The following is a 10,190-nucleotide window of genomic DNA, read 5'->3' as shown; positions in this document are numbered from 1 at the left end:
GAACGTCACTCCCCGTCGGTGTTTCATGCGGTCAGGCAATGCCGAGTTCGTCGTCGAGGAGGTCGAACAGTTCCTCGGCGGTGGCGCCGTGCAGGGCGCCGCTGTCGTGTGCCGGGTTGGCGCCGGCCCAGGCGTCGAGCAGGCTGTGCAGGCGGGCGGCGACCTTGGAGCGGTCCGGGTCGTCGGCGCTGACGGCGGCCAGGCCCGCTTCGAGGCGGTCCAGTTCGCCGAGCACCGACAGGGCGGAGGCGGCGCGTTCGTCGAGCAGTTCGTCCTGGAGGTAGCGGGCCAGCGCCGCGGGCGTCGGCTGGTCGAAGACGATCGTGGCGGGCAGTCGCAGACCGGCGGCGGCGGCGAGCCGGTTGCGCAGGTCGACGGCGGCGAGGGAGTCGAGGCCGCACTCGACCAGCCCGCGGTCGGGCTGGATGGCGTCGGCGGAGGCGTGGCCGAGGACCGCGGCGACCTGGGTCTGCACCATCTCGAGCAGGATCCGCGGCCGGTCGGCGGGTGCCGCGCCGACGAGTCGCCGCTTGAGCGCCGCACCGGGCTCGGCAGCGTCGGCGGAGTTCTCCGCGACCCGGCGGGCGGGTCGACGGACCAGGTTGCGCAGCAGCGGCGGCACGGGGCCGTTGCCGGCCGCGACGGCCGGCTGCAACCCGATCGGCAGGACGACGGGAGTGCCGGCGCCCACCGCCGCGTCGAACGCGGCGAGGCCGGTCTCGGCGGTGAAGGGGGTGATGCCGAAGCTGGTCATCCGGTTGATGTCGGCGTCGCTGAGCTGCCCGGCCATTCCACCTCCGACCGACCACGGTCCCCAGGCGAGGGAGATCGCGGCGAGGCCGTGGTGGCGGCGGTGCCGGGCGAGTGCGTCCAGGTAGGCGTTGGCCGCGGCGTAGTTGCCCTGTCCCGGGCCGCCGAAGCTGCCGGCCGAGGAGGAGAAGAGGACGAAAGCGGTGAGGTCCCGGTCCTGGGTGAGCTGGTGCAGGTTGCGGGCGGCGTCAGCCTTGGCGGCCAGGACCGCGGCGACCCGCTGCGGGGTCAGGGAGGCGAGGACACCGTCGTCGACGACGCCGGCGGCGTGCACGACCGCGGTGAGCGGGTGCTCGGCCGCGACGGCGGCGAGGGTGTGGGCGAGCTGTTCGGCGTCGGCGGTGTCGCAGGCCGCCACGGTGACGGTCGCGCCGAGCCTGGTCAGCTGCTCGGTCAGTTCGGCGACACCGGGCGCGTCCGGTCCACGGCGGCTGGTCAGCAGCAGGTGCCGTACCCCGTGGGTGGTGACCAGGTGCCGGGCCAGCAGGCCGCCGAGAGCGCCGGTGCCCCCGGTGACCAGGACCGTGCCGTCCGGGTCGATGCCCAGGCCGGCGGGCGCGGCGGTGGCCCGGGTGAGCCTCGGCGCGTATGCGCGGCCGTCGCGGACCGCCAGTTGCGGTTCGCCGCCGGCGAGGACACCGGGCAGGCTGGCCGCGGAGAGCGGCGAGTCGTCGACGTCGGCGAGCACGATCCGGTCCGGGTCCTCCGACTGCGCGGAGCGGATCAGGCCCCAGGCAGCGGCGTACGCCAGGTCAGGAGCGTCGACGGTGGGGTCCGGGTCGACCGCGCCGCGGCTGAGCAGGATCAGGCGTGCCCCGGCGAAGGCGGGGTCGGCGAGCCAGCGCTGGGCGAGCGCCAGCCAGGCGTCGACCGCCGGGCCGGGTGCGGCCCCGCCGGCCCGCGCCGGGACGAAGACCAGGTCCGGTACGGCGCCCGAGGCGGCCAGCGCGTCCAGGTCCGGGTAGTCGTCGACAAGGGATCCGACGGCGGCCGCCGCGTCGGCCACGAACCCCTCGGGTGCGCCGATGACGGCGTACCGGCCACCGGTGGGGGCGGCCTGCGGGTCGACGGGCGTCCAGTCCACAGTGAACAGCGGGGCCTCGTCGGTCGGCTGCCGCAGCTGGTTGACCGAGACCGGGCGCAGCACCAGCTTGCCGACCGTGGCGACCGGCTGCCCGGTCTGGTCGGCGAGGTCGATGCGGACCCCGTCGTCGCCGTTGGGGACGATCCGCACCCGGGCCACGGCGGCGCCGGTGGCGTGCAGGCCGATGCCGGTCCAGGAGAATGGCATCCGACTCTGGGTGGGGCTCAGCCCCTGCTGGGCCTCCGCCGCCATGCCGAGGCCCATGGCGTGGGTGGCGGCGTCGAGCAACGCCGGGTGCACGCCGTAGCGGGTGGCTTCGGTGGCCGTCGGCTCGGCCAGGGCGACCTCGGCGTAGATCTCCTCGCCGCGTTGCCAGGCCGCCCGCAGGCCCTGGAAGGCCGGGCCGTATCCGTATCCGAGCTGGGGCAGGAAGTCGTAGAGGAAGTCGACCTCGATCGGGGTGGCGTCGGTGGGCGGCCAGGTCTCGTCCGCGTCGGGTTCTCCGACCGGCACCGATGAGGCGGTGCCGGCGGCGTGCCGGGTCCACGGGCCGTTGTCGTCCCGGTCCGGGCGGGAGTGCACGCTGAGGGTGCGGCGGCCGTGGGCGTCGGCCGGGCCGACGCGGACCTGTAGCCGGGTCCCGGAGTCGTCCGGGATCACCAGCGGCGCTTCCAGGGTGAGTTCCTCGACCTGGCCACAGCCGGCGTGGTCGGCGGCGTGCGCGGCCATCTCGACGAAGGCGGTGCCGGGCAGGATCGCCGTGCCGAGCACGGTGTGGTCGGTGAGCCAGGGTTGCAGGGCGGTGGCCAGTCGGCCGGTGAACAGCACCTCACCGGTGTCGGCGAGCGTCGTGACGGTGTGCAGCAGCGGGTGGCCGGTGCCGCTGTCGGCGGAATCGGCCGGGTCCGGACGCAGCCAGTAGGGCTGGTGCTGGAACGCGTACGTGGGTAGCGGGATGCGGCGTGCGTCGGAGCCGGCGTAGACCGCTGTCCAGTCGGGGTCGGTGCCGCGGGTCTGCAGCCGGGCGAGTGCGGTGAGGACGCTGACCGGTTCCGGGTGTCCGGTGCGCAGCGCGGCGACGGCGACCGCCGCCCGGCCGGGCTGGTCGGCGAGGGTTTCCTCGGCCATCGCGGCCAACACCGGGTCCGGGCCGAGTTCGAGCAGCGTACGGACCTGGCGCTGGTGGAGTGCGAGGACCGCGTCCGCGAAGCGGACCGTCTCCCGGGCGTGCCGCACCCAGTAGTCGGGCGAGGTGAGCTCGGCGGTGGTGGCGAGTTCGCCGGTCAGGGTGGAGACGATGGGGATCTGCGGCGGGTGGTAGGTCACCGCGGTCGCGGCCCGCCGGAACTCGCCGAGCATCGGGTCCAGGTGCGGCGAGTGGAAGGCGTGGCTGACCTGGAGCCGCCTGGCCCGCCGCCCGGTGTCGCGCCAGTGCGCCACGAGCTGCTCGACCGAGGCCTCGTCCCCGGAGACCACGGTGGAGGTCGGTCCGTTGACGGCGGCGACGGTGATCCGGCCGTCCACCCCGTCGAGTGCGGCGAGCACCTCCGCCTCGCCGGCCTGGAGGGCGGCCATCGCACCACCGTCGGGCAGCGCCTGCATGAGTCGGCCGCGGGCTGCGACCAGGGCGGCCGCGTCGGCCAGGTCGAGGACGCCGGCCACGTGCGCGGCGCTCAGCTCGCCGATCGAGTGCCCGGCCAGGTAGTCCGGGACGATGCCCCAGTGGGCGAAGAGCCGGAACAGGGCGACCTCGACGGCGAACAGCGCCGGCTGGGTGTACCCGGTGCGGTCCAGCAGGTCGGCGTGTGCCGGGTCGAGGACGAGGTCACGGATCGACCGGTCGAGGTGGGCGTCCAGGTGGGCGCAGACCGCGTCGAACGCGTCGGCGTAGACCGGGTACGCGTCGTACAGCTCCCGGCCCATCCCGGCCCGCTGGCTGCCCTGACCGGTGAAGAGCACCGCGGTGCGCCCGTCGACGGTGACGTCGGTGCTGAGCGCGGGAGCCGTGGTGTCGTCGCGCAGGGCGGTGAGGCTCCGGCGTACCTCGTCGAGGTCGGTCGCGACGATGGTCGCGCGGTGGTCGAGGGCGGTGCGGGTCGTGGCCAGTGACCAGCCGAGGTCGGTGAGGTGCGCGGCGGGCTCGTCCGCGAGGTGGTCGAGCAGCGCCGCCGCCTGCGCCCGCAGGGCGGGGGCGGTCGCGGCGGAGAGCGTGACCGGTACGGCGGGAAGCGACAGGCCGCCGGTCGGCGCCGCCGGTGCCGGGGTCGCCGGGTGTTCCAGGATGACGTGGGCGTTGGTGCCGCTCACGCCGAACGACGAGACGGCGCCGCGCCGGGGACGACCGGTGTCCGGCCAGTCCCGGCGCTCGGTGAGCAGCCGGACGGTGCCGGCGGACCAGTCGACGTGCGGTGACGCCTCGTCGGCGTGCAGGGTGCGGGGCAGCACCCCGGCCCGCAGCGCGAGGACGGTCTTGATGACCCCGCTGACGCCGGAGGCGGCCTGGGTGTGGCCGATGTTGGACTTCAGCGAGCCCAGCCACAGCGGGTCGGCCTCGCCGCGGCCGGGACCGTAGGCGGTGATGACGGCCTGCGCCTCGATCGGGTCGCCGAGGACGGTGCCGGTGCCGTGCGCCTCGACCACGTCGACGTCGGCGGGGGTGAGTCCGGCGTCGGCGAGGGCGGCCCGGATGACCCGCTGCTGGGCCGGGCCGCTCGGGGCGGAGAGACCGTTGGAGGCGCCGTCCTGGTTGACCGCGCTGCCCCGGATGACGGCGAGGACCTGGTGGCCGTTGGCCTCGGCGTCGCGGAGCCGTTCGACGACCAGGACGCTGACGCCCTCGGCCCAGCCGGTGCCGTCCGCGTCCGCGCCGAAGGCCTTGCACCGGCCGTCGGCGGCCAGGCCGCGTTGCCGGCTGAACTCGACGAAGACCATCGGGTTGCCGATCACCGCGACGCCGCCGGCCAGGGCCAGGTCACATTCGCCGCGCCGCAGCGACTGGGCGGCCAGGTGCAGGGCGACCAGCGACGACGAGCAGGCGGTGTCGACGGTCAGCGCCGGCCCTTCGAGGCCGAGCGCGTACGAGATGCGGCCGGAGATGACCGCGGTGGCGGTGCCGGTGAGCAGGTAGCCCTCGGTGCCCTCGGGCGCGTTGCGGACGCCGGCGCCGTAGCCCTGGCTCGACGCGCCGACGAACACGCCGGTCCGGCTGCCGCGCAACGAGTGCGGGTCGATTCCGGCCCGTTCGAAGCCCTCCCAGGCGGTCTCCAGGAGGAGCCGCTGCTGGGGGTCGGTGGCGAGCGCCTCGCGGGGGGAGATACCGAAGAAGTCGGCGTCGAACTCGGCGGCCTCGTGCAGGAATCCGCCGGAGCGGGTGTAGCTGGTGCCCGGGTGGTCCGGGTCGGGGTGGTAGAGGGCTTCCACGTCCCAGCCGCGGTCGGCCGGGAAGTCCCCGATCGCGTCGCGGCCGTCCAGCACCAGTTGCCACAGGTCGTCCGGGGTGCGGACCCCGCCGGGCAGGCGGCAGCTCATCGCCACGATGGCGACCGGCTCCTCGGCCGTGGCGGGAGCCGTGGTGGGGTTCGCCGACGGGGCCGGGACGGTGCCGGCCACCTCGTCGCGCAGCAGCCTGGCGATGGCCTGGACGTTCGGGTGGTCGAAGGCGAGCGTGGTGGGCAGCCGCAGGCCGGTCGCGGTGCAGAGCCGGTTGCGGAACTCGACGGCCGACAGGGAGTCGAAGCCGAGGTCGCGCAGTGCCCGGTCCGGGGTGACGGCGGAGGCGTCGGCATGCCCGAGCACCGCGGCGGCCTCGCCGCGCACCAGGTCGACCAGGAACGTGTCGCGTTCTCCGGGTGTCATCCCGGCAAGTTGCTCGCGCAGCCCGGCGGCCTGGCTGTCGTCGTCGGGAGCCGCGGCGGACAGCGCGGTGCGGGCGTCGTCCAGGTCGGCTAGCAGGGCGCTGGGCCGCCCGACGGTGAAGGACGGGGCGAACCGGTCCCAGCGCACGTCGGCGACCGTGACGGTGGCCTCGCCGAGCCCGACCGCCTGCGCCAGCGCGACAGCGGTCTGCTCGGGCGGCATCGGCGGCAGGCCGCGGCGCAGCAGGTGGTCGGCGGTCTCCTGTTTGGTGGCCATACCGCCGCCACCCCAGGCGCCCCAGGACACCGCGGTCGCCGCGCAGCCGCGGGCCCGGCGGGCCTCGGCGAGCGCGTCCAGGTAGGCGTTGCCGGCGGCGTACGCGATCTGCCCGCCGCTACCCCAGGTGCCGGCGACCGAGGAGAACAGCACGAACGCGTCCAGGTCGTCGGGCTCGCAGAACAGCCGGTCGAGGTTCGCGGCGCCGGTGACCTTGGCGTCGAGCACGTGGGCGAACTCGGCGAGGGTGACGTCGGCGATCGGCGTGTGCTGGGCGACACCGGCGGTGTGGATGACGGCGCGGATCGGGTCGCCGGCGTCGGCGCTGTCGCGGACCAGCGCGGTGATCGCGTCGAGGTCGGCGACGTCGCAGGCGGCGACGGTGACCCGTACACCGGTCGCGGTGAGTTCGTCGGTCAGCTCGGCGGCACCGGGCGCGGCCGGGCCCCGCCGGCTGGTGAGGATGAGGTGGTCGGCGCCGTTGCGGGCGAGCCACCGGGCGAGTTCGGTGCCGATGCCGCCGGTGCCACCGGTGATGAGGACGGTGCCGGTCGGCTGCCAGGTGGGCGCGGTGCCGGTGGCGGCGCGCGTCAGCCGGCGGGCGAGGACACCGGACGAGCGCACGGCGACCTGGTCCTCGACGCCGTCGCCGGCGGTGATGCCGGTCAGGACCGCGCAGAGCCGGTCGGCGGCCCGCTCGTCGAGGGTTTCGGGCAGGTCGACGAGGCCGCCCCAGGAGGCGGACTGTTCCAGGGCGGCGACGCGGCCGAGACCCCAGACGAACGATTGCGGGACCCGGCGTACCGGGTCGGCCGGGCCGGTCGAGACCGCGCCACGGGTGGCCGCCCAGACCGGGGTCTGCGGGTGGGTCCCGCGCAGGGCGGCGAGCAGGTCGGTGGTGGCGGCGGTGCCCCGGGTGAGGGCCCGGTGCGCTTCGGTGGGGTGTTCGTCGAGGGCGAGCAGGGACAGGATGCCGACCGGGGCGGCGCCGTCGAGCGCCCGGGCGAGTTCCGCCTCGGGGGTGACGGTGACAGTCGCGCCGGCCCGGGTCATCCGGTCGGTGATCGTCGAGACCAGGTCCGGGTCGGTGCCCGCCGGTACGAGCAGCAGCCAGCCGCCGTCGAGTCGCGGCTGCGGCAGGTCGGTACGCGGCCGCCAGGTCACCCGGTAGCGCCAGGTGTCCAGCGCCCGGTGCTCGCGGCGTCCCCGACGCCAGTCGCCGAGTTGCGCGACGGCGTCGTTGAGGTGGCCCATGCCGAGACCGGTCAGGTCCCCGTTGTCGACGGCCGCCCAGAACTCGGCGTCGACCGGGTCGGCGGCGACCAGCTCGGGGGCCGGGTCCGGCCAGAACCGACGCCGTTGGAAGGCGTACGTGGGCAGGTCGGTGCGCCGGGCCTCGGGCAGCACTGTGGACCAGTCGACGGGGGCGCCGGCGACGTGCGCCTCGGCGAGCGCGCGGACGATCCGCCGTTGGTCGCCCTCGCCACGGCGCAGCGTGTGCAGGACCGGGGTGGTGACCGTGTCGCTGATCCCGGCGGTCAGCACCGGGTGCGGGCTGATCTCCAGGAAGAGACGGTTGCCGGCGGTGGCCGCTGCGGTGACGGCCTGGTCGAGGCGGACCGGGTTGCGCAGGTTGGCGTACCAGTAGTCGGCGTCGAGGGTGCCGCCGTCGGCGAGGGCGCCGGTGACGGTGGACAGGAATGGCACCGACGCCGGGCCGGGGGTGATGCCGGCCAGCGCGGTGGTCAGTTCGGCCGCGACCGGTTCCACGGCGTCGCAGTGCGAGGCGTAGTCGACAGCGACCCGTCGGGCCCGGACGCCCGCCGTCTCGCATCGGGTCAGGAAGGCGTCCACGGCCTCGGCCGGGCCGGCGACCACGACGGCGGACGGCCCGTTGACGGCGGCGATCGTCATACCGTCGGCCAGCAGGTCCTCGACGGTGCCGAGCGGGGCGCTGACCGAGACCATGCCGCCGGTGCCGGCGAGCTGGAGCAGGGCCCGGCTGCGCAGCGCGACGACTTTCGCGCCGTCCTGGAGGGACAGCGCGCCGGCCACGACCGCGGCGGCGATCTCACCCTGGGAGTGGCCGATCACCGCCGAGGGGGTGACGCCGTGGTGGCGCCAGAGTTCGGCCAGCGACACCATCACGGCCCAGAGCGCCGGCTGCACCACGTCGACCCGGTCGAGCAGGTCGGGGTCGTCGGAGCGGAGCACGTCGAGCAGGTTCCACTCGACGTGCGGGCTGAGCGCGTCGGCGCAGGCGGCGATCCGGTCGGCGAACACCGGCGCGGTGTCGAGCAGGTCCGCGGCCATGCCGCTCCACTGGGAGCCCTGGCCGGGGAAGACGAAGACCACCTCGGCGTCTCCGACGGCGGTGCCGGTGACGACGTCGGTGTCGGTGGTGCCGCCGGGTGTGGCGAGGGCGGCGAGGCCGGCGCGGTGCCGCGGGCCGAGGACGACCGCGCGGTGGGCGAGCACCGAGCGGGCGGTACGCAGTGTGTGCGCGACGTCCGCCGGTTCGGTGCCGGCGCCCGGGCCGTCGAGGTGGGCGGCCAGCCGCGACGCCTGGTCCCGCAGGGCGTCGGCGGTGCCGGCGGAGATCAGCCAGGGAAGCTCCCCGGCGCCCGGGGCGACCAGCTCGGCCGGCTCCACCACCGAGGCCGGCTCGGCGGCCGGCGCCTCCTCCAGGATGACGTGGGCGTTGGTGCCGGACATCCCGAACGACGACACCCCGGCGCGGCGCGGCCGCTCGCCGGTTGGCCAGGGACGTTCCTCGGTGAGCAGGCGTACGTTGCCGGCGGTCCAGTCGACGTGCGGGGTCGGCTCGTCGACGTGCAGGGTCCGGGGCAGTGTCTCGTGCCGCAGCGCCTCGACCATCTTGATGACACCGCCGACGCCCGCGGCGCCCTGGGAGTGCCCCAGGTTGGACTTGAGGGAGCCGAGCCACAGGGGACGGTCCTCGGGCCGGTCCTGGCCGTACGTGGCGATCAGCGCCTGGGCCTCGATCGGGTCACCGAGCACGGTGCCGGTGCCGTGCGCCTCGACGGCGTCCACGTCGGCGGTGGTCAGCCCGGCGTTGGCCAGAGCCTGCAACACGACGCGCTGCTGGGCGGGACCGTTGGGGGCGGTGAGCCCGTTGGACGCGCCGTCCTGGTTGACGGCGGACCCGCGCAGCACCGCGAGGATCGGGTGGCCGTTGCGTTGCGCGTCGCCGAGCCGCTCCAGCATCAGCAGGCCCACGCCCTCGGACCATCCGGTGCCGTCCGCGGCGCCGGCGAACGACTTGCACCGTCCGTCCGGGGCGAGACCGCGCTGGCGGCTGAAGCCGATGAACGCGGTCGGCGAGGCGAGGATCGTGGCGCCGCCGGCCAGGGCCAGGTCGCACTCGCCAAGGCGCAGCGCCTGACCGGCGAGGTGCAGGGCGACCAGCGACGACGAGCAGGCGGTGTCCAGTGTGACGGCCGGGCCCTCCAGCCCGAGCAGGTACGCGACCCGGCCGGAGATCACGCTGGGCGCGGTGCCGGTGAGGAAGTAACCCTCGCTGCCCTCGGGCGGGTTCTGCTGGAGCAGCGAGACGTAGTCCTGGGTGCTCGGGGTGCCGGCGAAGATGCCGGTCCGGGTGCCACGCAGGCGGTGCGGGTCGATGCCGGCCCGTTCGGTGGCCTCCCACGCGGTCTCCAGCAGCAGCCGCTGCTGCGGGTCCATCGCCATCGCCTCGCGCGGGCTGACGCCGAAGAACTCGGCGTCGAAGGCGGCCAGGTCGGCCAGGAAGCCGCCGTCGCGGGTGTAGCAGGTGCCCGGGTTGTCTGGGTCGGGGTGGTAGAGCCCGTCGAGGTCCCAGCCCCGGTCGGTGGGGAATGCGCCGATGCCGTCGCGTCCCTCGGCGACCAGCTGCCAGAGGTCCTCGGGGCTGTGCACCCCGCCGGGATAGCGGCAGGCCATGCCGATCAGGGCGATCGGCTCGGAGCCGGCCGACTCCAACTCCCGAATGCGTTGACGCGCCTTGTGCAGGTCGGTCGTCACCCATTTCAGATAGTCCCGGAGCGTTTCTTCGCTTGCCATACGATGCCACCTCTTCAAGGCAGAGCGACCCGGAATGAGCTGGGCCGGAATACGGCGATCCGCAATCAGGACGCTATGGTCGCCCTGGTGGGCCAACAACCCC

At 75.1% G+C, this 10,190-nt stretch carries 1 protein-coding gene; it reads right to left on the bottom strand.

Annotated elements, in window-relative coordinates; all coding sequences use genetic code 11:
* Positions 1 to 31: 31 nt before the first annotated feature.
* Entirely contained in the window at positions 32 to 10,087 is a 10,056-nt protein-coding gene (locus HNR22_RS00925) for a type I polyketide synthase (protein WP_179778565.1), read from the bottom strand.
* Positions 10,088 to 10,190: the final 103 nt, after the last annotated feature.

Origin of the sequence: Micromonospora jinlongensis, assembly GCF_013410645.1 — a bacterium.
Lineage (GTDB): Bacteria > Actinomycetota > Actinomycetes > Mycobacteriales > Micromonosporaceae > Micromonospora > Micromonospora zamorensis.
The sequence above is the reverse complement of the archived record's forward strand: the minus strand, read 5'-3'. Positions and strand labels throughout refer to the sequence as shown.

Bases quoted from the DNA above. Each gene is read 5' to 3' on its own strand.
- HNR22_RS00925 (WP_179778565.1), bottom strand. From the start codon at position 10,087: ATGGCAAGCGAAGAAACGCTCCGGGACTATCTGAAATGGGTGACGACC.